Source organism: Candidatus Mycoplasma haematominutum 'Birmingham 1' (assembly GCF_000319365.1).
GTDB classification, from domain to species: Bacteria; Bacillota_I; Bacilli_A; order Mycoplasmatales; family Mycoplasmoidaceae; genus Eperythrozoon_A; species Eperythrozoon_A haematominutum.
On record NC_021007.1, the window covers coordinates 327,515 to 351,975 of the forward strand.

33 protein-coding genes are annotated in these 24,461 nt (G+C 35.4%); all 33 read right to left on the reverse strand.

Annotated features, from left to right (window positions below; translation table 4 throughout):
- Positions 1 to 4 precede the first annotated feature (4 nt).
- A complete protein-coding gene (locus tag MHM_RS01780; RefSeq protein ID WP_146222373.1) occupies positions 5 to 502 on the reverse strand; it encodes a hypothetical protein in 498 nt (165 codons plus the stop codon).
- Positions 396 to 1,040: a hypothetical protein gene (locus tag MHM_RS01785; protein ID WP_015511725.1), complete on the reverse strand. Its 645-nt coding sequence runs from the start codon at positions 1,038 to 1,040 to the stop codon at positions 396 to 398. The genes MHM_RS01780 and MHM_RS01785 overlap by 107 nt, the downstream gene beginning before the upstream one ends.
- Positions 1,041 to 1,042: 2 nt before the next feature.
- Entirely contained in the window at positions 1,043 to 1,348 is a 306-nt protein-coding gene (locus MHM_RS01790; protein ID WP_015511726.1) for a hypothetical protein, read from the reverse strand.
- 4 nt (positions 1,349 to 1,352) lie between these two features.
- Positions 1,353 to 2,078 carry a hypothetical protein gene (locus tag MHM_RS01795; protein ID WP_015511727.1) on the reverse strand — a complete coding sequence of 242 codons (726 nt, stop codon included), beginning with the start codon at positions 2,076 to 2,078 and terminating at the stop codon, positions 1,353 to 1,355.
- 4 nt (positions 2,079 to 2,082) lie between these two features.
- The gene (locus tag MHM_RS01800) at positions 2,083 to 2,430 is read right to left on the reverse strand and encodes a hypothetical protein (RefSeq protein ID WP_043902121.1); all 348 of its coding nucleotides are present in this window, start codon (positions 2,428 to 2,430) and stop codon (positions 2,083 to 2,085) included.
- A gap of 47 nt (positions 2,431 to 2,477) precedes the next feature.
- Positions 2,478 to 3,134, reverse strand: a complete 657-nt coding sequence (locus tag MHM_RS01805) for a hypothetical protein (RefSeq protein ID WP_015511729.1) — start codon at positions 3,132 to 3,134, stop codon at positions 2,478 to 2,480.
- 3 nt (positions 3,135 to 3,137) lie between these two features.
- Positions 3,138 to 3,518, reverse strand: coding sequence for a hypothetical protein (locus MHM_RS01810; RefSeq protein WP_015511730.1), 381 nt, complete (start codon positions 3,516 to 3,518; stop codon positions 3,138 to 3,140).
- A gap of 17 nt (positions 3,519 to 3,535) precedes the next feature.
- Positions 3,536 to 4,192 (reverse strand): hypothetical protein, encoded by a 657-nt coding sequence (locus MHM_RS01815; protein WP_015511731.1) that lies wholly within the window; start codon positions 4,190 to 4,192, stop codon positions 3,536 to 3,538.
- A 31-nt stretch (positions 4,193 to 4,223) separates the two neighbouring features.
- On the reverse strand, positions 4,224 to 4,964 hold the full coding sequence (locus MHM_RS01820) for a hypothetical protein (RefSeq protein WP_187286218.1): 741 nt from the start codon (positions 4,962 to 4,964) through the stop codon (positions 4,224 to 4,226).
- Between the two features lie 193 nt (positions 4,965 to 5,157).
- Complete coding sequence (locus MHM_RS02975; protein ID WP_015511733.1) at positions 5,158 to 5,349, reverse strand: hypothetical protein; 192 nt, start codon at positions 5,347 to 5,349, stop codon at positions 5,158 to 5,160.
- Between the two features lie 7 nt (positions 5,350 to 5,356).
- Positions 5,357 to 6,199 carry a hypothetical protein gene (locus MHM_RS01835; protein WP_015511734.1) on the reverse strand — a complete coding sequence of 281 codons (843 nt, stop codon included), beginning with the start codon at positions 6,197 to 6,199 and terminating at the stop codon, positions 5,357 to 5,359.
- A 269-nt stretch (positions 6,200 to 6,468) separates the two neighbouring features.
- The gene (locus MHM_RS01840; protein WP_043902124.1) at positions 6,469 to 7,461 is read right to left on the reverse strand and encodes a hypothetical protein; all 993 of its coding nucleotides are present in this window, start codon (positions 7,459 to 7,461) and stop codon (positions 6,469 to 6,471) included.
- Between the two features lie 178 nt (positions 7,462 to 7,639).
- Complete coding sequence (locus tag MHM_RS01845; protein WP_146222377.1) at positions 7,640 to 8,629, reverse strand: hypothetical protein; 990 nt, start codon at positions 8,627 to 8,629, stop codon at positions 7,640 to 7,642.
- On the reverse strand, positions 8,565 to 8,732 hold the full coding sequence (locus MHM_RS02980; protein ID WP_015511739.1) for a hypothetical protein: 168 nt from the start codon (positions 8,730 to 8,732) through the stop codon (positions 8,565 to 8,567). The genes MHM_RS01845 and MHM_RS02980 overlap by 65 nt, the downstream gene beginning before the upstream one ends.
- A 2-nt stretch (positions 8,733 to 8,734) precedes the next feature.
- Positions 8,735 to 9,763 (reverse strand): hypothetical protein, encoded by a 1,029-nt coding sequence (locus MHM_RS01850; protein WP_043902126.1) that lies wholly within the window; start codon positions 9,761 to 9,763, stop codon positions 8,735 to 8,737.
- Positions 9,764 to 10,061: 298 nt separating this feature from the next.
- Positions 10,062 to 10,886 carry a hypothetical protein gene (locus MHM_RS01855; protein WP_043902127.1) on the reverse strand — a complete coding sequence of 275 codons (825 nt, stop codon included), beginning with the start codon at positions 10,884 to 10,886 and terminating at the stop codon, positions 10,062 to 10,064.
- A gap of 53 nt (positions 10,887 to 10,939) precedes the next feature.
- Positions 10,940 to 11,119, reverse strand: a complete 180-nt coding sequence (locus tag MHM_RS02985; protein ID WP_043902128.1) for a hypothetical protein — start codon at positions 11,117 to 11,119, stop codon at positions 10,940 to 10,942.
- A 94-nt stretch (positions 11,120 to 11,213) separates the two neighbouring features.
- On the reverse strand, positions 11,214 to 12,314 hold the full coding sequence (locus MHM_RS01865; protein WP_015511744.1) for a hypothetical protein: 1,101 nt from the start codon (positions 12,312 to 12,314) through the stop codon (positions 11,214 to 11,216).
- Positions 12,315 to 12,359: 45 nt separating this feature from the next.
- The gene (locus tag MHM_RS01870; RefSeq protein ID WP_043902129.1) at positions 12,360 to 13,142 is read right to left on the reverse strand and encodes a hypothetical protein; all 783 of its coding nucleotides are present in this window, start codon (positions 13,140 to 13,142) and stop codon (positions 12,360 to 12,362) included.
- Between the two features lie 396 nt (positions 13,143 to 13,538).
- Positions 13,539 to 14,612, reverse strand: coding sequence for a hypothetical protein (locus tag MHM_RS01875; protein ID WP_015511747.1), 1,074 nt, complete (start codon positions 14,610 to 14,612; stop codon positions 13,539 to 13,541).
- A 159-nt stretch (positions 14,613 to 14,771) separates the two neighbouring features.
- Complete coding sequence (locus MHM_RS01880) at positions 14,772 to 15,569, reverse strand: hypothetical protein (RefSeq protein ID WP_015511748.1); 798 nt, start codon at positions 15,567 to 15,569, stop codon at positions 14,772 to 14,774.
- 253 nt (positions 15,570 to 15,822) lie between these two features.
- Positions 15,823 to 16,539, reverse strand: coding sequence for a hypothetical protein (locus MHM_RS01885; RefSeq protein ID WP_146222378.1), 717 nt, complete (start codon positions 16,537 to 16,539; stop codon positions 15,823 to 15,825).
- A 205-nt stretch (positions 16,540 to 16,744) separates the two neighbouring features.
- Complete coding sequence (locus tag MHM_RS02990; protein ID WP_015511750.1) at positions 16,745 to 16,882, reverse strand: hypothetical protein; 138 nt, start codon at positions 16,880 to 16,882, stop codon at positions 16,745 to 16,747.
- A 9-nt stretch (positions 16,883 to 16,891) separates the two neighbouring features.
- Positions 16,892 to 17,548, reverse strand: a complete 657-nt coding sequence (locus MHM_RS01895) for a hypothetical protein (RefSeq protein ID WP_043902132.1) — start codon at positions 17,546 to 17,548, stop codon at positions 16,892 to 16,894.
- A 268-nt stretch (positions 17,549 to 17,816) separates the two neighbouring features.
- A complete protein-coding gene (locus tag MHM_RS03085; RefSeq protein WP_281086567.1) occupies positions 17,817 to 17,951 on the reverse strand; it encodes a hypothetical protein in 135 nt (44 codons plus the stop codon).
- Between the two features lie 9 nt (positions 17,952 to 17,960).
- Positions 17,961 to 19,019: a hypothetical protein gene (locus MHM_RS01900; protein ID WP_015511752.1), complete on the reverse strand. Its 1,059-nt coding sequence runs from the start codon at positions 19,017 to 19,019 to the stop codon at positions 17,961 to 17,963.
- 3 nt (positions 19,020 to 19,022) lie between these two features.
- The gene (locus MHM_RS01905) at positions 19,023 to 20,090 is read right to left on the reverse strand and encodes a hypothetical protein (RefSeq protein ID WP_015511753.1); all 1,068 of its coding nucleotides are present in this window, start codon (positions 20,088 to 20,090) and stop codon (positions 19,023 to 19,025) included.
- A 3-nt stretch (positions 20,091 to 20,093) separates the two neighbouring features.
- Positions 20,094 to 20,963 (reverse strand): hypothetical protein, encoded by an 870-nt coding sequence (locus tag MHM_RS01910; RefSeq protein WP_015511754.1) that lies wholly within the window; start codon positions 20,961 to 20,963, stop codon positions 20,094 to 20,096.
- A 56-nt stretch (positions 20,964 to 21,019) separates the two neighbouring features.
- Positions 21,020 to 21,157, reverse strand: a complete 138-nt coding sequence (locus MHM_RS02995; RefSeq protein WP_015511755.1) for a hypothetical protein — start codon at positions 21,155 to 21,157, stop codon at positions 21,020 to 21,022.
- 3 nt (positions 21,158 to 21,160) lie between these two features.
- A complete protein-coding gene (locus MHM_RS01915; RefSeq protein WP_043902133.1) occupies positions 21,161 to 22,108 on the reverse strand; it encodes a hypothetical protein in 948 nt (315 codons plus the stop codon).
- The gene (locus MHM_RS03000; protein WP_187286219.1) at positions 22,101 to 22,241 is read right to left on the reverse strand and encodes a hypothetical protein; all 141 of its coding nucleotides are present in this window, start codon (positions 22,239 to 22,241) and stop codon (positions 22,101 to 22,103) included. Before MHM_RS03000 ends, MHM_RS01915 begins: the two co-directional genes overlap by 8 nt.
- A gap of 86 nt (positions 22,242 to 22,327) precedes the next feature.
- Entirely contained in the window at positions 22,328 to 23,413 is a 1,086-nt protein-coding gene (locus MHM_RS01920) for a hypothetical protein (RefSeq protein WP_015511757.1), read from the reverse strand.
- Between the two features lie 48 nt (positions 23,414 to 23,461).
- Positions 23,462 to 24,289 carry a hypothetical protein gene (locus MHM_RS01925; RefSeq protein WP_015511758.1) on the reverse strand — a complete coding sequence of 276 codons (828 nt, stop codon included), beginning with the start codon at positions 24,287 to 24,289 and terminating at the stop codon, positions 23,462 to 23,464.
- Between the last annotated feature and the right edge of the window lie 172 nt (positions 24,290 to 24,461).

Genomic DNA, 24,461 nt, shown 5'->3' on the forward strand with positions numbered 1-24,461 from the left:
CTAACTAAAGGTTTTTGGGAAAAACGCAATTGCCTTGAGTTGAAGAGGGGGATAACACACAAATTGAATTTTGAATATCTCCCCTTCATCTGTGAATCGCAGAAGTTACTTTTTTAAATTCCTCTCATTTAGTAATGGAACTTTGAAGTTTAGTGTAATTTTCATTTAAGGTATCTGTCTCGCTTTTGCTAGAATTATCTATCTTTTGAATTTCCTCATTAAATTGACGTTGTAATTCTTGAAGTGCTAATAATCCTTTTTCATATGCAGAGTGTTTTCGCTCCAAATAGGATTGATTATGAATAGTAGCGAAATTTAGTGCTCCTGTACCCACAAATAATTTTTTTAGCTTTTCTTTTTCCTGCTTAATTTTTTCTGCTGCCTCCTGTAATTGTTTAAGTGCAGTGCTGGATGCTTCAGTGCCCCCCCCCCCACTGAGCTTGAACGGTAGTATTTCCTGTAGATTCGCTCTCTGTAACTCAAGTTTTTGTTTCAGTATCACAATTTTTAGTTCCCCGTTGATCATTAATGGCGCACAAAAATTTCTCTAGGGAAAGTCCTCAACCGGAAATTACATTTCCTAGTGAAAGAAGAAATTTATTTCAGTACTTAGTCTGATGTAATAATTGCTCTATCTGTAATTTTTTTTCACTAGTCTCATAGTAAGTTTTCATAAATTCCTGCAACTGTTTTAAATAAGTTTCATTCTTTTCGTATAGCTGCTGTAATTTGGATTCTGTTTCCTGCACTTTTGTAAAAAAAGATGTAATTGTCTTATGTTCGCTCTTAATAGAGTCAATTAATGCTGCAATCGAAGCTGAATAATTTTTAAATATTTCCTCTAGTTTATCTAAATTTGCCTTATTTTGATCCGTAAGTCTTGTTAATTGAGATTCAGAAAATTCATCACTATTGGAAAAATACAGTAGATTGGAAGATTCTCCCGCATCAGTAAGTAGCCCGGGAGTAAAGTAAGCTCCTAAACCAGTAGCGCTTAGTCCAGTTAAACCTGAACTAACTAATTTAGCTAGAGAAAGCAAAACTATCTACCTAGGGAGGAATCTCCCTCACTAACTAGACTCTTCTTTCTGTAATTTTCCAAAACTCCCTTATATTGGGAAATGCTGCTCTCAAGCATCTTGATACCTTCTCACTTCCTGTAAAAATCATTTAAGTTGGAATAAAACTTATTTAACTCTTCAGTCTTAAATTGAGTTTGTTGCGCGTTAGAGTCTAACTTCTCTTTTTGGGTGTTCAATTGTTGTTTTAACTGTGTTAATGCTGTTTCTATTCTATTTTTAAAAGTATCTACAATTTCTTTTTCATGAGTTCTGGCTCAAAGACTCATTAAATTAGTTCAGAACTCTCTTTTGAGTTTTTGAAGCTCTTGCTCTAACTCTTCTTTGGAATCTTGTAGCTGTTTTTTGGCTTGATCTGAGCCTGTTCCTGGATTTGAACTGTCGGCGCCCCCCCCCGGTTAAATTACTAGTACTTCCTGAACTGTTTGAGCTGAATCATGAATTGGCTTTGGAGCGACAATTATTTTCTGCTGCGTTTTCAAGCGCACATATCAACTCCTGCACAGAAACGCCTCATCCATGCATTACCCCACTAACTTTCTTTAAACTCTCTTTCAAAAATTCCAGCCTTTTAGCACTTTCTTCTGCCTCCAATTTTTTAGCAGACACATCGTGTTCGTATTTGCCTAACTTTCCTATTTCCTCCAATATTTCCCTATTGCTATCATAAAACGTCTTTAACTCTTGTTCTGTACTAGACACTTTCTCAAAAAATTCCCTGATTTTAGAGTATTCCTGAGTTTTTTCTGTAGTTAACGCTTTGAGAGTTTCAATAAATTTAGAAATTTCTGCATTTATTTTTTCAATAATTAATTTTTCCCCATCTATGAATTTTTTTAATGCTTTCCCCTCTGATACTAGATTGCTTGAACTAGAAGAATCAAAAAGAGGGGAGGTGGAGGCTCCTTCAAAAAGTTGAAGGCCGAAATATAGCGCAAGTCCAGAAGTATTAAGTCCTAATACTCCAGAAGTAATTAATTTAGCTAATGGAAATGACATAAATTTATTTAGCTATAGTTAATTCTTTACATCCGTCTTTATTTATATTGTGTAGATTAGTGCACAATGCATTTTTTAATAATCCTTGATAGGCATAAATAGTAGAAGATGCCTGCTTCAGCTGTTCTCATTTTTTATTAGATCAAGCTAATTTGGTATAAGTTTCATTTAATTTTTCTGCCTTCTGATTACTCTCAGTAACTCCCTTTTGAATTTCATCATTCATGGACTGAAGCTTAGTTTGGGAAGATGTCAATTGGTGACTATAGAACTTATCTGTCTGCTCTTGATTTCACTGTTGAATTCAGTATTTTATATTTAAGCCTACATTTGTCTTTATTAATTCTTTCAACTTTTGCTTTTTTCCAGCTAATTGAGTAACTACCCCTTTAAGAGTATCTATAGCTTGTTTTGAGCCTTCGCCTTGTGTGGTGTTGGCGCCCCCCCCCCGAGGTTTACTTCCAATGTTGTGGTTTTCTCATATTGGTCATCTTTGTGTCAATTGTTTAAGTTTGTGCATTGAGTTTTTCCAGCTGAATTGTGAATTTCGCACAAAATAGTTTCTATAGCCTTGCCCCAAGCATCTACAGTAGTTCCAATAGAATGAAGGGACTTATTTATAAATTGAGTTTGCTGCAATTCTGCAGAATTTCGCAATTTTCTTTGATTTATAGAATAATGATCCTCCACTAACTTCTTTAACTCAGCTAATTTTGATTTATTTTGTTCATACGATTGTTGCAATTCTACCTCTTCCTGTTTAACCTTCGAAAATTGTGTCAATATTTCGGAGTGAGTCTTACTAGTAGTAGTGCCTATTCCCTGTAATGCTGTCTTAAATTTTTCCAGTAAGTCTGCTAATTTTTTTAATACGATTGCCTCCTTGGTCTCAAAATTGACTAACTTCGAATCAGAAATTTCCTGTTCTGCCTCCGAATAAACAAGGTCGGTAGATTCACTATCTAGCTCTGCGAGACTAGGTATGAAAAAAGCTCCCAAACTGGTAACGCTTAGTCCTGACAATCCCACACTGACTAACTTTGCTAATCCTATCAACTTCTAAATTGTTTGATTTAACATGTTTGAACATTCTCCGCTCTGCTGCTCCTGACTTTGTTTTTGACTACAAATGGAATTAACTATCAATGATGAATAAGAATGTATCGAGCTTAAATGCTGCTTAATTATCTCTCATTTTTTATAAGTTTCCTCCAAAGATTGATAGGAAGAATTTAATTTTTCTGTTTGTGATTTAATTTCTTTCATTGATTCTTCTAATCCTTTATCATTCCAAGTTTTTAAAAATTGACTATGCAGCTCTATCTCTCTGTTGAGTGAATCTCTTGCAGCCTTCAATAAAGAGCCTTCAAGTAATTTAGAGATATTTTTGTCTCTTAATGCTTTTAGTGCTTTTTTAATTTGTTCCTGCTTTTCTTTCAAGATTTTTTTAGACTCTGTTAATTGAGTAAGTGCTTCTTGAGAGGCTTTTGTGCCCCCCCCGAGGAAGTTTGCGCAATAATGTTTCTAGCGCTTGTTTCACTAGTGGAAGTTAATAATCAATCTTTAAGTTCTTCTTTATCACATTTTTTAGTTTGAGTTTGGTTGTCGATAGCGCAGATAAACTGTTCTAGCGCAAAACCTCAAGTTCGGAAATTACTATAAATTTTTGCGAGCGATTCATTTAGATAATCAATTTCTGCAATTATTGCATCCAGTTGTAACTTCTTAGAATTTGCTCCTTGAATACCTTTAATAATTTTTCCAATTTCAGTTAATCATTTCTGACCCTTTTCATATTCAGCTTTCAGTTTCTCCTCTTCCTGTGTAATATTCTGAAAAGTAGTGTTCAGGGAATTGTGTTTCTCCTCTCGCTGTTTTTTTAATTCTTCAGTAATTTTCTGGAATTTAAGTTTCATTCCCTCTAACGTTTGTAAAAGAGAGGTTCTACTATTTTCTAAAGTTGAAAATTTCTTACTATCAAATGCTTCTCCGGTGGAATAAATGAAATCAGCTGTTGAATTTTTTGAATCAGAAAACTTAGGTATGAAATAAAGACCTAATCCGGAAGCGCTTAGGCTGGCTAAGCCTGAGCTAATTAATTTAGCTAGTATCAAAAAATCTTAAATCTTCATTTAGTCTTTCACCCTAATTTTTATAAGTTTGCAGTCTCTTCATAATATTCATTAATTTAGTGCTTATTTCTAGTTCAAGTGCTGCCTTAGAGTCTTCAATTTCTTTTTCTAAAGCCGCCTTCCCGGCATTGCATAAATTTCCTATAGGCAGCACCATACTTGTAACAACACATGTAATTCTTCCCCTACTGTTCATAGTGCTGTAATATGCTTTTCAAACATCAGATATTCTCCCTACTGCATCAAGTCAATCTTGTTCAGACTCGAATAAATATCTATAGGGATGACTGGAACTTTCTCAAGCTCCTCAAGTAGTTTTTGCCTGCTCTTTCTCAAATTGAGGATTATCCGAATAATATTGATATTTATTTATAGGACTGGAACGATGTCTAGTTCTCTGGTGAAATATATTTAACTCCTGACTAGTAAATCCTATTGTTCTTAGATGTTTAGGAATACAAGAGATGCAGGAAGCTGAATTTAATTTTTTTAACTGTTCAACTTCTGAGGTTTTAGACAGTTCAGAAAATAATTTTGATTGTTCGCTATCTAAGCTTTCAAACTTACTAAAAAATGCACTAATTACTTGTTTCTCCTGTAAATCCAAATGGGGAGAGGTGGTCATAGATTTTGGGGATCGCTTTATCCTTGGAGCGGGCAAAGTGTTGGTTATTCCAAAATTTTTAACCTTATCTAGTGCTGACTGAAATTTCCTACGATCATTGAAGTTTAATTGTTTACTCACTTCTTCCACCTTATTTTTAGACTTTCTATCTATTTGCTCTAATTTTTTCTCTCTATCTACTTCTTTAAAAATAGTGGGAATATTTGTGGCATCTGCTCCTATTTCGGCTGAAGTATTTAATTCTAATAATGCTGCTATTTTCTCTTGAGGTGACTCTATTGTGGTGGTAGAAATTTCTGCATAATTTTTATCTCTTAAATTATTAATATTTTTGCTTTCTAGCTCTAATTTTTGTAGCCCTACAGATGCTTCCTTCTGAATTTGAAGTGCATTGGCGCCCCCCCCCGATAGATCAAGGTGGAAGTGAAATTGCCCCTAAATTCGGTGTTGCTCCCCCAACGCCAGAAGCGAGCAAAGCTAGGGGAATTGCTACCCTTAGTCTATTTCGAATCAATTAAAAATTAACTTAATTGATTCATTAATTGCATAAGTTTAGTGCCTATCGCCAGTTCTAGAGATGCCTTAGATTCATCTATTTTTTTCTCCAGTCCACTTTTTTCAGTTGTTCCTGCCATTCCAAAAGTAAAAACAGTAGTAGCAATTCTGCTGGGACTATTCATATAGCTATAGTATTTCTTCCAAGCTTCACTAATTTGAGTTACATACTTTAATCATTCTTCTTCAGTAGAAAATAACTCATGATATGGATGATTTTTAGACTCCCAAGCTCCTCAGGTGGACTTAGCTTTACTAGAATTGAGTGCTTGAGTTTGCTGATAGTACATATGGGTGGAAATGGGATTTCTCCTAAAAGAAGGTGTTTTTTCGAAAATATTTAATTCTTGTTCGCTTCATCCTATTTCCCTAAGATTTTTGGGAATGCAACTTAAACATATCGTTTCAGTTAATTTTGATATTTTTACCTCTCCAGATAAATTCTCTAATTCATCAGAAAATTTCGTCTTGTCTTGACTCAAATTTTCAAACTTTTGAAAGAAATCACTAATTGTTTTTTTCTCCTGTGATGATAATTTTGGCACTTGAGTAGCAGCTGATCTCGGTTGCCTGCTACATGGGGCAGCGCTAGAACTTTCTCTCTTAAAATTTTTTACTTTTCCTAGTGCTTTTTGAAAGTTTTGATGTGAGCTGCGATTTAATTCTTTTTGAAAAGAGGAAATTTTACTCTTGGATTGAATATCAATTTCTACAACTTTAGCTTCTTTCTTTAGTTCTGCAAAAAGCTTGGGTACGTTTTGTTGTGCATTTTGTGTTATTTCCAATTTATCTATCTTTTCGCCCTCCAAAATATTAGTAACTTCTATATCTAATGCAGAAGTTTCAAGTGTTGAAAAATTTTTATTTTTTACATTTGTGGGCTTTTGGACTTCTAATTCTAAGGCTTTTTTATTAAGTGGAGATTCTCCTAAAGTTTTAAATGAGCTGACGCCCCCCCCCGAACAGTGTGGGTCATGTTGGTGGGGAGAGCTCTCCTAATGCGGGAGCAATTCCTCCCGCCCCTGACAATAAAGCTACAGGAATTACCCACCTGACTTTATGCTGCAGCAAAGAAAAGTTAACTTAATTGATTCATATTTTTCATTAATTTTGAACCTATTTTTCACTGAAAACTATATTTGGAATTTTCAACAGCCTTTTTAAGAGAATCTCTATTTCCGTAACATGCTCGACTTAAGGACTGAATAGGTAAAAATAAAATTCCGCAAAAAGCTTTGCCCGCATTATTCATATCGTTGAAATATGCTGTTTCAGCCTGCAACATTTTGGTTAATTCTCCTTTGTAGTCATTTTCGTCTTGAAAAAAATAATAAAAAGGATTAGTGCCTGCTTCTCATTTTCCCCACATTGAAATTACTTGCTCTAAATTTAAAGGCGCTTTAGCTCTGTAACTAACCCTTTTACTTCTAGTTCTTTCCAATACATTTAATTCATCTTGTGTTCATCCTACAGTTGTCAAATCGCTAAGAATTTGAGTGCACTCCTTACAGCTATCTGCACTTACTTTTGCATCCCTTTCTAAACCTTCTGCGTTCCTAATATTTCTATTTAGTTTGTATGACTCTGTTTTTAAGGTGCTAAAAGATTCATAAAAGTCTCGCACTGATGTACGTTCGTCTTTAGATAATTCACTATTTCCTTTTTTAGAAGTCAATCCTGAATAAGCCTTTAATTTTGTTAATGCCTTTTGAAAATTAGATCTTGCCTTATGCTGTAATTTTGACTGATTCTGAAGTACTAAAGTCTTAGCATTTGAATTAATTTCCGTCACTTTATTTTCTTTCGTTATCTCTTTGAAAAGGGAAGGTAAATCTTCTTGAGATTTCGAGAGACCAAAATCGGAGATAGCTTCTGCTAATTCCATTTCCTGGGAAGTCAGATAATTCTTAATAGTTAAATCCTTGAGGCTTTTCTGTTCTCCTACTGCCGTCATATTGGAAATGTATGAAGTTCCAAAATTAATAGATTTTGTACTAGAAGATTGAGCTGTTAAATCTAAACTGGGAGAGCCCCCCCCGAGGCTAAGTTGGGTAGGGAAAAATAGCTTCAAGAGGGAGTGGCTCCGCTAACTCCAGCCAACAATATCGCTAATGGAAAATAATTTTTAAATCTAAGCTTCAAGAGTTTTTTGAAATATAGCTAATTCTTGCTTGGTTTCTGAAAAAAATTAACTTCTTTAACGATTAATTCATAACAACTATCCAATATTTATCCTGGCTAGATTTAGATTAATTCCCTAATTGCTGCATAAATTGCAATAATGTAGAACCTATATGCAATTCAATTTCTGAATGAGCATCTTTAATTTTTTGTTCCATTGGTCCTTTAGTTTGATAGCCGCAACTGGCTCCTATTCATCTAATGGTTAAACCGCATAATCTTCAACTGCTGCTATTGACGGTGTCATAATATTTCTTTCTAGTATTAACTACATTTTTCACAGCTTCTTTAAATTTATTCTCCTGCTTATAGAAAAAATTAAAAGGGTGACTTCTATTTCATTGAGAGCCTCAAGTAGTCACCACCTGACTTTCCTGAGGGGGTCTATCTGTTTGCCTCCAAGCTTTTTTGGATTTATTGAACAAACTTAATTCCTCTCCGCCTCAGTTAATTTTTTTGATTGCATCTACAACTTCTGGACAAATTTCACAATCTTTCTGAGCAGATATAGTAGTCTCTGAAATAGTATTGCTATCTATTGTCTTCAACTGAGTCTGGAGAGGATCTCTTTTTTGATTTAAATAGAGAAACTGCTCATAATATTTTTGAATTGCTTGTTTCTCTGTAACTGTTAATTTTTCTATTTGAGGCTTCATTTGAGCTACACTTCTCTTTCTCCTGGAGGGAGCATTATATTTTTGTATTTTTGCTACAGCTGACTTGTAAGCTGCTGATTCGGCTGCAGAAATTTTTTGAGTAGCTGTTTTCACTTCGGTAGCTGATTCTGAATTAATATTTAAGGCTGTATTTTCTCTTTTGACTTCTGAATAAACCTCTCTAACATTTTGGGAGGGCTCTGCCGTTTCTACATTGTCTATCTTTTGGAAATTGATTTCTGCGGTTGGAATATCATTTAATTTTCTAGCTTCTATTTTTGACTTTCCAGTTAAATTCATATTTTTAGTAGGAGTATCATTTAGTTGCAAAAGATTACTAGTAAGCTTTAATTCTTGTAATTGGGTGGTTGCCCCCCCCCCTCGACAAATGCAATAAATCAAGAGAAAAATTTAAATTTCCTGAAGTAGCTGGCAAAGTACCGCCCCCTAAAATTAATGCACCTAGTGATGCTAATGCAACTTTATTATTTTTGTGCAACATCATTTTTAACTAAGTTGAGACATTCAAGTTAACAGAGCCTTAGCTACTGTCAGCTCTATCTCGGAGTGTGAATCTTTAATTTCCTGTTCCATTGAACCTTTTTTGCTGTAACCGCAATCAGCTCCAAATAAACCTATAGTTAACCCGCACGCTCTTCAACTAGAACTGTTTACAGTTTGGTAATATTTTTTTCTGTTTTGAAAAATTTTGTCGACTGCGGAAATTCATCTATTTTTTGCAGAACTTTTAGCACTTTCCGAATTAGTAACTTCCCAAAAATGTGAATAAGGATTTTCTCTTTTATCTCAATCTCCCCATAAAGTTTTTCAGCTCTCAGCTTGAGGGATTGGGGAGGTTCCAGTTCATTTTCGATCATTTTTAGTGAAAATATTTAAAGTTGGACCCTCTCAATTAATTTTTTGGAGTGCAGCCTCAACATTTTTACAAGATTCGCAGTCAGTTTTGAAGCTGTCTGAAATAGCTTCCGATGAATTTTCCACTTTTTGTAATCTAGTTAAAAAATTACCTTTCTTTTGTTTAAGCTCTTGGAATTGTTTATAAAAGTCGGAAAGAGCTTTTCTTTCTTGGGGAGTTAATTCAGGAATTGATGACTTTTTGGTACTCCTCTTTTTTCTCATGGAAGTTGTAGATTGATAATTTTGTACTTTTTGAAGTGCGGATTTATAGTTAGAAAGTTGAGAAGAAATTTTACTCTTAGCTGTAGTTACCTCATCAGTAGAGTTCTTATCAATTTGTAGTGTTTGAGTCTCTCGACCTATTTCACTAGTTATTCCTAAAGCTTTTTCTGCAGAGTTTGTAGTTTCCAGTTGAGTTGATTTATTCAACTCTAAAATCTGCTCCCTGACTTCTTTTATATCTTGGGCTTTAAATTCTTTCATTCTTATATTTAGGCTAGACAATTGTTTTCCTTCAAAAGCTAAGTTTTGATGATAATTCAAGTTATCTAATTCTTTACCTGTTAGGGGCTGAGTGCCGCCCCCCCCCGAAAGGAAGGGTAAAAGATACTGTATCAAGATTAGATAATGCAGGGGAAAGTCCTCCTCCGGCTAACAAAATTCCTAGAGAGGTCAATAATGTTCTGTTGTTGAGATTCAACTTTAAAAGAAAACTAAGTGATTATTCTTATATCCTATAACCCAGCAAACTGTCTGAGGGGGAGGGTAGAGAGGGGGGGGTTAACCCCCTCTTAAAATGAGCTAATACTGATACAAGTGCGAAAGGAAGTTGGTCGCGAACCGAAAGAGTGACTCAAAATTAGTCAAATACCACCTCCAGGTAGAAACTATTTTAATATACCGGCTGGAAAGCTTTTTATAACGAATACTTCATTTGACTAATCATCCAGCGAGAAATATGATATTCTACACTACTTCTGCTGTTATTTAGTTGAGATTCATATCAACTCTTAGAAGAATAACAATGTTCAACCATTTTGGCTCCCAATAAAGTAGATCCTAAACATGGAAATCTCATTCTTGCCATATAAGATTCAAATGCAGCTTCAGCTTCATCGTTTGTAGATACTGCTTCTCTTCAGGTTTTTTCATCTTCATAAAAATAACTAAAAGGGTTACTAGACCAGTTACCTCAACCGTAATTTCCATCACTGGAATTTTTCTTTCCCTTTAAATTTTTGAATTTAAATTCAACGGATTTACCTTCTCAATTAATTCTTTGCAATTGTCTCGATATATCTCTGGAATTATGTTTCAAAGTGTAAAGAGGTATTTTTGAGATGGTCATTTCACTAGTCTTGATTAAATCTGAAAAATATTTTTTACCTTCTGAATTCAAAGTGTCAAAACTTTCATAGAATTTCTTGAAAGCTATTCTCTGATTTTGGCTTAATGGAGCAGCCTCTAGTTTAGTTGACCGTTTAGATTTAAGCTGAGTATTTGTTTTTCCGGCATCCAAAATTAATTGGACTCCGTTTTTAAAGTCTTTTAAATAATTTTTTAATTTTTGTATTTCTGCTGTAACTTTTTCTGCTTGAGCGCTTTTTATTTTCAGAGTGGATATTTCTTTATTGACTTCTGAATAAGCTTTTTGAATAAATCTCTCCGAGTCTTCCTTATTTAACATCCTTTCTTTGTCTAATGAAAAACTTTCTTCATTGAATGTAGTCTGTAAATCCATTATCTTGTGCTCGTATTTTTTGGGAAGATCTAAATCTCGAATTTTGAGTTGTTCTAAATTAATTTTTTTAGATTCAGGATTATCGATTTCCTGGGTTGACGCCCCCCCCCCGTATTTACAGCAAATGAAGTATTATTCATAAAATTATCCCCTGCAGAAAAAATAATTCCGGGAACAGTTGTACTAATTAATAAGGTTGGTAATGCAACCTGGACTTTTCAATCGGCTTTCACAAAAAAATATAAGTTAATTCGACTCTATTTTATTAGCTAAATAGTAAAAAAGGAAGGGGGGGGGTGTCGTACCCCCTACCTTCCTTTTTTTAAATTATTTCCTTTCTAGCTTTTCTGAAGATAACTGACCCATTTTAGTGAGAAGTCACTTAGCTATATGCATTTCTATTACATCTTTGTGTTTTTGTACAACTTGTTTATGTCCTTGAATATTGAGATCACACGTATTTGAGTGTGAACTTCTTTTTCCACTAAATCCAATATTGGCAAAACCGCATTTCTTTCTGGTTCGAGACACTTGCTTATTTTGTAAATTCAAAGTTTTTTCATAATGCTCCATAGCATTTAATCATTCTTGCTGATTATCATAAAAGTTTTGAAAAGGTGTTCTTTCTCAAGTTCCTCAACCATAAAAATTATTTTTCTTTTTTGGCTGCTCTCCTGATTTTTTTAACTTAACCTCTCCAGAACTTCAATTAATTTTTGATAAATCCTGCTTCACTTTTTGTTTCAAACCTGCATCCAAATTGGAAGTTATTGTTTCCAAATTGCCTTGGCTTGCTTTTTGCAACTCAGAGGATAGAGAAGCTTTCTGCTGATCTAAGTGATAGAAGCCCTCAAAAACATGTAGTAAAGCTTTTCTCTCTTCTGGAGTCAGAGAATAAATTTCTTGATTATCTTGACTTTCCCTTTTAACTCTTGGAGTTGAATCGTTTTTGGAATCTAAATATTTTTTAACTTTTTCCTGGGCGCTTTGAAAATTAATTTTTATATTTTGAATTTTTTTAACTTCATCTTCATACAATTGTTTTTGATCTTTTCCTACTTTTGAGATATCTTGCTCTTTTTTAATTTCCTGATTTAAACTTTGAGATCAAGATTTATCATCAAAGCTTGATAAATTAAAACCTTCCTGTAGATTGTTGGAGGAAGAGCCTTGGAGATTCTCCGCAATATAAAAAGAATTAGACTTTCCTTCTTGCTGTAAAAAGACCCCCGGAATCCCGGGAGAGCTAAGATTAAGCTCTTTGCCTACTAAAGAATAGTCCTTCTCAGTTAGGGCCTTATCGACGCCCCCCCCCCCGGTTGTAGTACCAGTTAAAGATGGTTTTGCATACAAAAAAATAGGAGTTCCTGCAACTACAGTTGATAAAGGTACTAATAGACCCAATTTAGTTTTGAATATTCAGAACATTGAAAAAATTTAAAAAAATAATTTTACATAAAATCATTCCTCCCTCTAACTTAAAAGATTCATTTGTCTCAGCATTCAAGCTGCTATATGCAGGCTGATCGCTTCCTCCGCTTCTGAAACTTTGCCTTCATATTTAGATTTTTCGCTATAACACCTGTCAACTCCCCATTTTCCGAAAATCATCGAAGCTATGCAGCCTCTCTTACTTGTTAGATATTTTTCTAATGCCTGCTTCTCTCTATCGACCACAGAGATTTTGCTTTTTCATTCTTCAGCAGAATCAAAAAAATATTTTCAGGGACTTGATTCCCAAGAGCCTCAACCGTATCAATTTGCTAAAGTAGGTTTAATCCTTTTTCTACTCAATGTTTTACTAACTAAACCTACTGCATCATCTTCTCATCCCATTCTTTTTAGACCAACAAGTACATCTTGTAATTTATAACGAGAATCAAATTTCTTTTTAGACTTCTCTCTGTGACCGCTAACCTCATTTAATTTGGTTAATAAATTTTTTTCTTCTCTAGATAATTTGTCAAAAGATTCATAAAATTTTTTAATTGATTGTCTCGCTGGTTTATTAAGTACTAAAATATCTTCTCTTTTTGAGGGTTTTGTTGCTCTTTGAGATCGAAGCCTTTGCTTCTGTTGAAATTTTGAAACCATTTCTAAACCTTTTTGAAAATCTTTTAGGTGTATAAAAAGTCCTTTTGTATGATCTGAATATTTTTGAGTTGTATCTTGATCTACTTTTAAAACTCCTGATTCAAGGCTTACTTGAGAATTCAAATTATTTACTAAATCTACTGAATGGCCTTTTTCATCCACTTGATTTTTTATAGTTAAATCTTTTTCTACAATTTCTCGTATTTTTCAATTTTCTGAATCTTTACTTAAATGATGCTTGAAATCAGATAAAAATGTAGGCTTTTCATCTTTTACGGGTAGTGAACCTAAAACTGGTGCTATTTCTTTATTTTTTATTTCAAGTTGGCGCCCCCCCCCGATTAATCCAAGATAATAAATCTATATTTGAATTTTCAAAAGATCAATAACTAAAGGTAGTGGGGATGGTGAGAATTAAAGAGGCGGGCAGAGCCCTCTTATAACTTAGAAAATTCTTCATTGGTCTGAAAATTCATAAGAAATTTTATTTCCCTAGACTAAAGGGGGAAAAAGGAGGCTTATAGCCTCCTTTTAAATACTCTTTACTCTAGAGAGTTTTTATTGCGATTCTTCTCTTTCTGTTTGAATTAATTTCATTTGATCTAAAAGTCAAGAAGCTATATCAAGTTCTATCTCAGATTTGTAACCTTCTATTAATTGTGCAAATCTTTCATTGTCTCCTTTACATCACGCTTGAATTGCTTGATCTCTTTCTGTCATAGATGCAGAAGCAGGAGACGAACACGCTTGAATATCTTTTCTATTTAATTTCGCGATATCTAAAGCATCTTGAAATTTTTCTACCTTATTCTTTCAAATTCCTTCTCCAACAAAAAACACTCTAAAAGGATTTTTATCTCAAACCCCTCAGCCTCAATTATTTCTTTTTTCCTTGTCTTGAAATATTCTGATATTTTTTTCCTTTCAATCGATAGCTTGTAAGCTGTCTAATACTACTTCTGTGGTAACTTTTTTATTCAAAAATAATTTATTGACATTAGAGTTTGGATAAAAAGAATTTAATTTTAAAAGATTGTCAGACTTGAAGTTCTCCAACTTAGCATACATTTCATAAAACTTCATTAAAGCTTCTCTGTGTTGTTGTGAAAGAGCTTGTGTCCCGCTTTCGTGGAAAGTTCTAGTAGCAGAAATGTCTCCCCTAGCTGTCAGAGTAGTTCTGTACTCGCTCACCTTATCTGACAGCATCTTAAATTTTTGCTGCGATTCTTTTACATATGCTAACGCTTCCTGAAATTCCTTCATCTGTTCTTCCGAAATAGATCCTACTTGGTTTTCCTTCTGTAATTCTCCCTGAAGATTCTGAATTGGTAAAGAATCTGACTGCATAATCCCTGATTGAGTATCAATTGATACTTCGCTAGACTCTGCTTTTAACTCCATAGAGGTGTTTGGAGTTGAATTTAAGGTTGAAACAGACAGGGAGGAGGCTTGGCTGGAATTTATTCCCAAAGATTTATTGTTGCTCCCAATCTCTGGGCCTTCTAATTTCAGCGCTGTAGAATTTCCTGTTGCAAAAGTGGAATTACTTCCACTAAATAGTAGAGGATAAGAAGCTCCGCCTGCGGTAACAACAGAAACTGCTGGAATTAATACCTTGTATTTCAACAACATAAACTAAAAAATTACAGCTCTAGATGCATAAAAAAATAATTATACAGATAAGATCTTCAAGAATCAAAATAACTTAATTAAATAAGAAAAAAAGGGAGGGTTTTCCCCCCCTGTTTTTCTCCCTACACCCTTACTACTCTACTGAGATTCTTTGGTCTTTTATAAATTCATTCAAGAGAATAACTTAGAGGAAATTACCATATCTACAGCACTTTTAGCATAATCTACTTTGCTCTGATAATAAGACTTTTCACTAAAAATAGAATCTTGACAGGTGCTGCAAAACGCTAAAGCTAATAACGAAGTTCCTCTTTTGCTTCTCATATAGTTTTCATATTCTTGTTTAGCTTTATTAACCCCTTCTACTAATTTGTAGTATTCTTCCTCACTACTAAAAAACTTTTTATAGGGATTTTCTGCTCAACTCTTTCAATTGAAAGAATTTCTTCTGTTTGGAGCAACTTGAGGTTCATTTTTTTTGCGAGGTCTAATAAGCTGGATTTTCTGCAGCTTACTTCATCCTATTCTATTAAGAATTTGTGCTAATTCCGAATGTCGAGGTTTATTTAAAGATTTAGAGCGATCGTGCTCTAAACTAGATATTTTCTGTAATTTTTCTAGAAATCCCAAGCTATCCTTTTCCATTTTTTCAAAACTTTTATAAAGCTCTAAAAAAGAACTTCTTTCTCTAACATTCAACAAGGAAGTTCTACTATTGGCTTCGCTTCGCCTTGACCTACTACGATTCTCTTGTGATTGAAAACTTAATACTTTGGATTTACCCGAATGAAAATCACTCAAATAAGGTTTAGTTTCTTTTAACACTGATTCATATTTTTTAGCTGAATCTGATTTAATTTCGAGCACTTCAGTCTCTTTTCCTATTTCACTACGTAATGACTTATTAATTAATAGGGAGGGATGGCTCTCAATGCTATTTTTCTCTAGTAATTCCAACTTTGGTGCTAATTCAGCTAAACTTATTGACTCAACCTTTTGCTCAGGATTTATATTGATTGCAGAAATACTATCCTCTGTCTCTAACTTCTCAGAGCCTAGGCTATAGTTCTGTTTGATTAGGTTGGTTGACGCCCCCCCCCGTAGAGGGGGAGTAAAAACTACCTAGCTCTAGAGTGGAAAAAGCAATACCTGAAGGAGCTGATAATACTACTAAAACTCCTAATAATCTAGAATGCTTCCTAATCTTAAATTAATTTTTACTGGACTCCTTTTTTAATTGATTCATTCAAATTAGGAGTTTAGCACCTACTCTAATAGATATATCTGATTTAGCTGTGGATACAGCATTCTCATATTTATGTTTATCCCTATAGACACTATTTACTGTGTCAGGACCTAGTAGGAGTGCAAAAGTTCCGGCTGCTCGCTTACTAGACAAATATTGTGCCAGTGCTGTTTCAGTTTCTCCAACTTTTTGAACAAGGGCTAAAAAGTCTGTTTCGCTCTCAAAAAACAGATTGTAGGGATTTTGAGTTCAACTTATTCAACCATATTGATTAGCTCTAGAGTGAGGTTTATTCCGCTTAGATTTAATATCTAACTCTCTTTGAACTTCTCATCCTATGCGTTGCAGTGACCTTTCTACCTCTCCAGAATTAGGGCCTTCGCTAACAGACAAATTAGAGGAGCTTCCCGACTCTTTACTTAATTTATTATTCAATTTCTCTCTATCTCTAAATAGTTGACTAACGCCTCTATAGAGATTAGAGAGTGATTTACGTTTTTCCAAGTCTAGAACATCCGGAGTTTGTCTAGCATTGATCGATCTTCTAGTTCTTTCATTAGGCTTAGACGATTCTCAATTTTTCTGAATATATTCTCTAGCTACTTTAAAGTTAGGTAAATCTCTTGCATACTTAGAGAGAGCTGATTTAACTTTTCCTCTCTGCTCTGTATTTATCTCCAAGACTCTTCCCTCTCTCTGAACTTGAGACTTTAATTCACCAACAATCTTTGAACTTTCCCGTTCATCTACTTTTGACTGTTGGGAAAAATCTATATTACTACTAACTTCTGCTAAATGAGGAGTGCTACTTTCTCTCTGATTGGAAACTCTTAAGTCTTTTATTTCAGCTTCAACACTTAAGGCCTTCTCCTGAAAGTCATAGTTACTACTCTGTGGACCAGTTAGCGCCCCCCCCCGTAGAGGGGGAGTAAAAACTACCTAGATCTAGGGTAGATAGAGAAGCTCCTGAAGGAGCTCCTAGAAGTAGAATAGTCGCTACACCTTTAGACTTTCGAGTTAACAAATAGTAGTCCTAAGAATATATGGGTTTTTTATGTTGATCCATTCAAACTAGTAGTTTGAGTGCCACTTTATTGGAGAAGTCTGCTCTAGCGGCTGATACTTTACTATCGAAAGAATTTTTAGCTGAATAGGTAGATTTAACAGTACCTGGACCTATTAAAGTGCTAAAAAATCCTCAGGGGAGTTGTCGCTGTAAATACCTATCTCGATCTTGAGAGGCTTTGGTCATTTTATCTATTAATGTGGTATATTCGGAGGAACTTTCCAGAAATAATTTATATGGATTTTTACTCCAATCTAACCAAGAATTAGGAATCTTAGGTTTGCCATAAGGTGCTGCTCGTTCAGTAGTATATTCAATTTCCGATTGAGTAGACCATCTTAATTGTCTTAACTTAGACTCTAGCTCTGATCTATTTGGTCTATTACTAGTTTCTAAATTGATTGAAGAAGTCTGATCTAACTCATTAAATTTAGGTGCTAATTTGTTTCTTTCCTTCTCTAAATCTTCAAATAATTTATACATTTCTAGCAGAGATTCCCGCTCTTCCTGAGATAATTTCGGATATTCTTGCGCCTGCACTGATCTTCTCGACCTCCTAGGTTTGCTCTCTAGAGACTGTGCAAATCTTTCTACCTTCTCTCTTCCTGAGATATATTTTTGCAAATGTTTCTTGCTCTTTAACTGATATTCTCTAGTTTTACTAGTACTATCTTCATTGAGTTTGATAGCTTTTCCCTCTTTATCTATTTCTAAGTAAGTGTGTTTAATAGAAGTGGTTGAAGAATGGTTATTTAAATGCTGTGGAGCAGTAAATGTGACCTTCTCCTGTACTTCTCTTAAACTAGGAGCGATAATTTTTCTCTGACTAGGAACGCTTAAGTCTTTTATTTCAGCTTCAAGATTTAAGACTTGCTCCTGAAAGTCATAGTTACTACTCTGTGTACCAGTTAGCGCCCCCCCCCGAAGGAACTCAAATATTACCTAAATTTAGGGTAGATAGAGAAGCTCCTGAGGGAGCTCCTAGAAGTAGGAGAGTTACTACACCTTTAGACTTTCGAGTTAACAAGTAGTAATCCTAGGGGTATAAGGGTTTTTTGGCTTGGCCCATTCATCCCAAAAGTTGTAGCGCTACTTTGTGAACAAGCTCTTCCTTAGCATTAGCAAGTTTTTGCTCTCTCAACTTGTCTTCATGTGTAGGATAGTAGGTATTCCAATAGGATCCTCTGCGTAACGCTCCTAATCGACTCTGTACTTTTTTGTCTTGAGCAGACTTTTTTATATTGTCTATCAAGGGTTTATAGTCTTTTTCCTCCATAAAAGTTCTAAAGGGATTTACAGCCCAGTGAGTCCAGTAGCCAGTACTATTTACGATGCGAGAGCTGCCCCAACGAGGTTTCGGTTGAGGATTTTCATATTTAATCTGTGGTCTAGACATTCAATCCATTTGACTTAAATGAGTCTCTAAAACGCTACGAGCAGGTCTACTAGTAGAAGAAGCGATGGTTATTTTTATCTTGTCGTCTATATCTCTAAATTTAGGAAATAATTGTGCACTTTCTTTCTCTAATTCTTCAAAAAGTTTAAGCATTTCTCAAAGAGCTGTTCTCTCATCTTTACTTAACTGAGAGAGATTAGAGGGACTAGCACTTCTACGACTTCTTCTAGAAGTAGTTAATCCTAATTTTCTTCTAGCTGAATTGTAATTCTCTATTCACTTACTGCTCTTTTCTTGAAATTGTTTGGTTTTTTCCCTACTTTCCCTATCTAGCGCTAAAGTTTTTCCCTCCCTAATATTTTCTGCATAAATCGAACTAATTGAAGTACTTTGATCCTGTTCACTTACTTTCTCCTGCTTAGATAAATCTACTGTTGAGGATTTCAGTTCACTTAGAGATAATTCTTTAACATCTTTGCTCCTAGAGATTTGTAGTTGCTTAGTTTCCTCCTTAAGCTCTAATTCTTGGGTCTTGGATGTGTAATTATCGCTATCTAAGACAGAGGTTGTAGCCCCCCCCCGAGGATTGAAAAGATGATCTAGAGAGAATTTCCCTAAATCTAAGTTAGATAGAGAAGCTCCTGAGGGGGCTCCTAGTAAAATGGAAACTCCTCCCAATAACTTTGCTCTCCTATTCATTAATTAAGGGGTAGAAATACTTAATTTTTGACCCATTCACTCCAGGAATTTAAGCGCTACCTTATTGGAGAATTCCTCCTTAACTGCACTTAAATTTCCCTCATATTTACCCAATCCTGAGTAGGTAGAGTGAACTGTTCCGGGTCCTATGCCTGTAGCAATTAATCCTCAAAGTCTTCTTCCGGAAATATAGGAGTCTCTATCTTTCTCAAATTTTTTAAGCTTATCTATCAATTCCGTATATTCTTGAGCTTCGCTGAAAAATGACTTAAAGGGATTAGAATTTCAGTCTAATCAAGAATTAGGAGTGTCGGGCTTTCCGTAACCTCCTTTCCGTTCTGTAGAATATCTAACCTCTCCTGAATTATTCCAGTTAATTTGGGTAAGTTTAGACTGCAATTCTGAACTTTTAGGTTTAGATTTGAGGGGTATTGCAGTAGCTGGGGTTCCAGTTATTGAAGCTAGCTGAGGTAGTAAATTCTCCTGTTCTTTTTCTAATTCTTCCACAATTTTGTACATCTCAAAGAAAGCTTTACGCTCTTCATGAGTTAAGGGAGAATGGGCATTTTGAGAAGGCGCACTTCTCTTTCTCCTTCTAGGCGATTGAGCTGAACTTTGCAACACGTAAGCATCCAGCTTAGTTTTTCCGGAACGAAAATTATCTAAATGTTTTTGAGCCTTACCCCTGGCAGCTGCAAATTTAGCTTCACTGGTTTTATCTAACTTCAGTGTTTTATCCTCTTTCACAATTTCAGAAAATGTATCTTTCACAGTCATCCCTGACTGTTTATCATCTATTACTCCCCCTTGAGCTAAATCTATATCCTGTTTAATTTCTTGTAATTTTGATGCAACTATTTCTCTCTGTTTACTTACTTTTAATTCTTTAACTGGTTCCTCTAAACCTAATTGACTTTCGCCTCTCTCATAACTTATGTGAGATAGACTAGTTGGCGCCCCCCCCCCCGAAGGGATTCGAACACTACCTAAATCTAAGTTAGATAGAGAAGCTCCTGAAAGGGTTCCTAAGAGTAAAGCTGCTGCGACTAATCTAGTCTTTTTAGAAAACAACCCTTAAGAAAGCGACTGTTTCCCGTGTTGACCCATTCAGATAAGTAATTTAAGTCCCACCATGTTTGCGAAATCGGAGCGAGCGGCTCCCAATTGTTTATCATACTGAGCTCTTCCGGAGTAAGCTGTTCTGACTGCCTGAGGGCCCCTAAGCAATGCTGCTAATCCATTTAGTCTATTTCTGCTCAAATAAGTTTTCAATCCTGAATCAGCAGTTTTAAGTTTGTTCACTAATTCATCAAACTTATCTTTGCTTTCTAAAAACTTACTGTAGGGATTCTTAGTTCAATCGGCCCATTCATCTGGTTTTGCTTTCTTTCCTAATCCTACGGGCCGAACTGTAGTATATTTAACCTCAGTTTGAGTAGTTCAATCTATTTGCCTTAACTGTTTTTCAAACTCTTTACTTTCGGGTATGGACTGTAAAGTTAGTGAAATAGCATCTTCTCCTGCAATAGTTTGCAATTTAGGATTTAAAGCTCCCCTACTTTTATATAGTTTTTCAACAATCTTGTAAATTTCTAACAAAGCTGCTCTCTCATCTTTTGAAAGTATTGTAGAGGTGTTTTGTTCGACACTACGCTTTCTTCTCCTGCTAGAAGAAGTTGACTGTTTTGAAGCATAAGCCTCTAATTTTTGTTTACCGGATCAATAATTACCTATATACTTCTTTGATTGTTGTAATGCTTCCTCAACTTTAGACTTTCCCTCTAGCTGAATCTCTAGTGCCTTCTCCTCTCTATTAATTTCAGAAAATGTATTTTTTACAGTCATCCCTGACTGATTATCATCTATTACTCCCTCTTTAGATAAATCTATATCCTGTTTAATTTCTTGTAATTTTGATGCAACTATTTCTCTCTGTTTACTCACTTTTAACTCTTTAACTGACCCTTCTAATCCTAATTGACTTTCCTCTCTCTCATAACTTACATGAGATAGACTAGTCGGCGCCCCCCCCCCGTAGGAATTCAGCTACTACCTAAATCTAAGTTAGATAGCGAAGCTCCTGAAGGGGCTCCTAAGAGTAAAGCTGCTGCACCTAATCTGGTCCTTTTAGAGAACAATCTCTAAGGTCTAAGGCCGATTCAATCTGCTTGTTCCATTCACTCTAAAAACTTCAGAGCCACTGTATTGGCTACAGCCTCTCTAGCTTCCTGCAGCTTCGACTTTATCAATCTAGCTTGTTCAGTAGGATGATAAATCGTGTTATACATTCCCCGCTGCATAATACCCTGTCTCCCCTGTTGTTTATCCGCTTGCTCTAGCCTTTTAATTTCTGCAATCAAAGCCTGATAACTCGACTCTGAAACAAAAGACTGAAAGGGATTATTAGTTCAAACATTTCAATATCCAGAAGTATTAGAAGCTGATCTGGCTCCAATCCTCCCGCGAGGAGGATCATTCTGATATGTAATATTTTCCTGGGTAGTTCACTTCATTTTAGCTAAACTAGGTTCTAATGCTGACCTAGAAGGCCTACTTCTAGTAGACTCAGTAATTACTACTTGCTCATCTATCTGTTGAAGTTTAGGAGTCAACTCCTTTTTTTTAGACTCTATCTGTTCAAAAAGCTTATATAGCTCTCATACAGCTGTACGTTCTTTCTTAGTTAACTTCAGAGAAGAAGTTGAGGGAGACGCGGCTCGCCTAGACCTTCTTGGAGCTCCTCCTTTTCTACTAGCGAAAGCTGACAATTTTTCTTTAGCAGATAAATAGTCAGCTAGGTAAATACTACTCTTGGTCTGAAATTCTCTAGTGCTCTCCATACTTTCATGATCTAAAGCTAGCACCTCTCCCTCTTTTTTGTTTTCTGAATATATGCTCCCAATTGTAGCTCCCTGGTCGCTTTCATTTACTCTAGATTGAGACTCTAAGTCTATCTTTTGAATCTCCACATTCTCTAACTCAGTTTGTTTTAACTCCCTATTTTGGTGCAACTTCAAACTGGTGGTTGCTTCTCCAACTTTTAGTCCCTCCTGAATCAACTCATAATCTGAGTTTCCTAAATTATTCAAGCCCCCCCCCCAAACTCAAAAAAGTATCAGGTAGAGATAATCTCCCTAGCTCTAAGTTAGATAGCGAAGCTCCTGAGCTAGCTAATCCTAAACCTATAGCTAACACTCCTAGCCTCTTGCCCGCAAGGGCCAAGGGAAGACTTAGTCTCTTTTAGCTAGTTTAGCTAGTAAGTTAGGTAAAAACAAATGCTACATTCTTTTTTTCTATCTTATCAGAAACTAGCTCCGTTTCATAATATTCATTAACTTAGTACCTATCTGTAACTCCAATTCAGCCTTAGCATCATCTATTGCTTTCTCTAATTTCCCCTTATCTCCTGCACCGAAGCTGCCCATACTAAAAAATGAAATAGCTGTTCTACTACTATTATTCATATAGCTGTAGTAGGATTTTCAGGCATCAGAAATCTTATCTACAGCCCCCAATCACTTACCTTCTTCCTCGAAGAAAGAATAGTAGGGATGCTGCTCCATTCAACTACCTCAGGTGGACTTAGCTTTATTTTTATCTGGAGCCCTATTAGCTGAATAATGATAGTGACTATTCATCTTATTAGGTTTAAAGGAAGTCTGTTTCTCAAAAAGATTCAAATCTTGATTAAAAAATCCTATCTTTTGAAGGGATTCTACATAGGTGGAAAGCTGCAGCTTTTTGGTTAACTCTTGAGCCTCTCTACTCTCTCCCTGAACTTTCTCTAACTCTTCAAAATACTTCTGAGACTCCCTATCTAGGTGTTCAAACTTACTGAAAAAATCACTAATTATTTTTTTCTCTTCAATACTTAATTTCTGAATATTAGACGTTCCTGCCCTAAATCCTCTCACCTTGTCTACTCCACTTTTAAATCCCTGATAGTCTTTAGCCGTCACTCCAGCACTAGTAGTTCTCGCCTGACTTATACTCTGCCTCTCTATGTCCCTAACCTTAACCTCTTTTTTAGCCTCTCTAAAAATATTTACTACACTTGATTGAGACTTCTGGGTCTCTACCTGATGCTGCAGCTCTAAAACTTGAGGTGCTGATGCTAGGGAAAAATTATCTCTATTGCGGTACTCTTTACTGCTTAAGTTACTAGGCTTTTCTGTTTCCAGTTCTAGCTCTTGGGTTACTATTCCTGCTTCACCATTTAAACATAAGAAGTTAACCGCCCCCCCCCCCCCGAAAAATAGGCTAGGAGTAGAAAAATTAGTTACTGAACTAAGAGAACTTCCAGCTCCTGCAAGTAAAATTCCCGCAGGCAAAACTAACCTAACTCTGCTATTCAAACTTAAAACAGTAGTTTTAAGATAAGTCCTTACATCCACTCCCCCCCCCCTGACCAGGGGAGTCTAGGAGATTTCTAACTATCTAACTTAGGACTTGCTATCTCTCTGGAGTTGATTCATTCACTCTAAAAATTTCAGTGCTACTTTATTGCTAAATTCCTCTTGAGCTAATTGGAGGTAATTATTGTAAGAATTAGCTCCTGCATAAGTAGACCTAACTGATCCTGGTCCTGCAAGCAAAGCCAATACTCCCTTTCATCTCTGACCTGAAATGTAGGAATTCCTATTCTGTTCAGCTTGTTTTACCTGATTAACTAACTCTGTATACTCCGAGACTTGACTTAAAAAAGGTTTGTAGGGATTTTTCTCTCAATTTACCCAGTGATTAGGAGTATTTTTCTTTCCATATCCTCCTGGTCGTTCAGTAGTATATCTCACCTGAGCTTGAGAGACCCAACCTATCTGATTTAAGTGAGAGCTTAATTCCGAACTCCTAGGTTTAGGTGAAACTACCACTGTAGGTGCTTCCCTACCTTCTATTCCATAGAGTTTAGGTAAAAACTCTTTCTGTTTCAGTTCTAATTCTTCAAAAAATTTATACATTTCTGATAATGCTGTACGTTCTTCTCTAGTTAAAGGGGAATAATTAGTTGAACTGACACTTCTCTTCTTCCTACGTGTCCCCTGGCTCTGAGTTAAGGATACATAAGCCTCCATTTTGGCTTTACCCTTTAAATAGTCCTTTAAGTGCTTTTCAGCTTTTTTATAAACCTCTCTAAATTTAGACTCACTTTCTGAATTTAGTTTAGAAGTCTTATCTTCCTTCTCAATTTCAGAAAATGTAGTCTTAATATCTTGACCTAATTTCTCATTACCTACAGTAGACTGAGCAGATAAATCTATTGCCTCTTTCATTTCTCCTAATTGTGGAGCTTCAATTTTATTCTGACTAGATACTCCTAGTACTTTAACTCCCTCTTCGACTTCCAGGAGTTTACTTTTAAATTCATAATCTTCCCTTTTGAGACTAGTTGTCGCCCCCCCCCGTAAAGGTTGTTATAAAGCTATCTACATCTAGAGTAGATAA